This window comes from Flavobacterium tructae (genome assembly GCF_001853485.1).
Lineage (GTDB): Bacteria > Bacteroidota > Bacteroidia > Flavobacteriales > Flavobacteriaceae > Flavobacterium > Flavobacterium tructae.
In genome coordinates this window covers 1-2,280 of record NZ_MIKE01000018.1, presented here as the reverse complement: position 1 = coordinate 2,280, position 2,280 = coordinate 1, and the positions used below count along the sequence as shown (strand labels likewise).

The following is a 2,280-nucleotide window of genomic DNA, read 5'->3' as shown; positions in this document are numbered from 1 at the left end:
GGTATCGGATGAATTAGTATTAAAAAATCATATCGCCCACTATGCCCATAAACCTTTTGATTTATCTAAAGACTATAAACTGCGCGCGTGTTTATACACCTTAGAGAATCAGAAATATGTTTTGGCCTGTGTTTTTCATCATATCGCCAGTGATGCCTGGTCGGGGGAAATCTTGGTTCATGAATTTATGGAACTATACTGTTCCTTTGAATCCAACAGCACCCCTAATCTACCAACACTTCATTTACAATATGCCGATTATGCCATTTGGCAGCGCAAACATTTAGAAGGAGCAGTTCTGGAGGATCAGTTATCCTATTGGGAATCCAAACTAAAAGGAGTAAGCACTTTATCCTTACCAACAGATTATGCCCGTGCTTTGGTTCCAAGCAATGCAGGAGCAGCTGTTTCTTTAGAGATAGACCAAAAGCTGAGCGCATCATTAAACACGATCTGTAAAGAAGAAGGCGTAACGATGTTTATGCTATTATTATCGGCTTTTAAAGTCTTATTATCGCGTTACAGCGGTCAGGAAGACATTTGCGTAGGAACGTCAATCGCCAATAGAACCCAATCGGATTTAGAGGGCATGATTGGATTTTTTGTCAACACCCTGGCCCTTCGCAGTGATTTAAGCGGCAATCCGAGTTTTAAGGACCTATTGTCAAGAGTAAAACAGACCACTTTAGAGAGCTACGACCATCAGTTAGCTCCATTTGAGAAAGTAGTAGATCGGGTAATTACAACCCGTGATAGAAACATGAGTCCATTGTTTCAGGTATTGTTTTCTTTACAGAATAATCAGGAAAGCAACCCTGTTGCTCTAAAAGGTCTCAGCTTATCCTCTTATGATACCCAAGTGGTAAATTCTCAGTTTGACTTATTGTTCAATATATCAGAAAACCAGGGAGGTATCTCATTGAATATGGTATACAGCACCGCTTTATTTGAAAAAACAACAATAGATCGAATGCTATTGCATTATCAGGAACTGTTACAAAATATTGCAAAGAATATTACAGAGCCTGTAAAAAACCTGTCTCTGCTTACCCCGGCAGAAGAGCATCAACTACTCAATGTATTCAATCACACAACTGCAGCATATCCATTAGATAAAACAATAGTTGATTTATTTACAGAGCAGGTAAAGAAAACCCCGGCTGCTATTGCAGTTGTTTGTGGAGACGAAACATTAAGCTATCAGGAATTAGATGCAAAATCCAATGACCTGGCGCTATACTTACAAAATCACTACCATGTCACCTCCAATGATATTGTAGGTCTGATGTTAGATCGCAGTATCTGGTCTATTATTTCAATAATTGGAACACTAAAAGCGGGTGCTTGTTACCTTCCGATCGATAAAGAATATCCGGAGAATCGCAAATCTTTTCTAGTCAAAGATGCTAATGTAAAATTACTGATTATAGAATCGGAAAGCTTATTTGATGTAATAGAATATGCAGTTCCTATTTTTTCTATCGACGTAGAATTTGATAGCGTATTAAGCCAGGCTTCATCATTCCCGGCTTTAAAAACCAACACCATCCAATTATCAGATTTGGTTTATGTCATTTATACCTCAGGAAGTACAGGAAATCCAAAAGGAGTAATGATCGAGCATAACAGTTTGGTGAACTACTTATCGTACAGTATCTCACATTATGGAGACGGGGATAACGCTCAGAGTTTCCCCCTGTTTAGCTCCTTATCCTTTGATTTAACCCAGACCAGTATCTATTTGACACTTTTAACAGGAGGACAACTGCACATCTATAAAGATAATGATGTTAGCTCCGTATTGAAGGCCATTGTTTCAAATGATGCTATTACCTCTATAAAATTAACCCCGTCACATTTGTCCTTTTTCAGAGACTTAGGTCATTCTCCATTAAAAAGATTCATCATCGGTGGCGAACAATTAACCCATTCCGATCTGTCTCATTTAGGAGAATTAGATCCATCGGTTAAACTGTTTAACGAATATGGACCTACTGAATCCACTATTGGCTGTAGTGTATTAGAGGTTACCCACTATGAATCCTTAGATCGCATCCATATAGGCCGTCCAGTGGGAAATACCCATATCTATATAGTAAACGAGGCTTTAGGATTATTACCAATAGGAGTAACAGGAGAATTGTGTGTAGGAGGTATTCAGGTAGCGCGAGGATATTTAAATCGAGAAGAACTAACAAATGAGAAATTTATCGACAGCCCCTTTTTAGAAGGCGAACGAATGTATAAGACAGGGGATTTAGCACGCTGGCTTCCGGATGG

The 2,280-nt window shown here is 38.9% G+C and carries 1 protein-coding gene; it reads left to right on the top strand.

The window, feature by feature from the left end; translation table 11 throughout:
• Positions 1–2,280: non-ribosomal peptide synthetase (locus BHE19_RS07690; RefSeq protein ID WP_124020463.1), on the top strand; the 2,280-nt coding region annotated here is incomplete at both ends.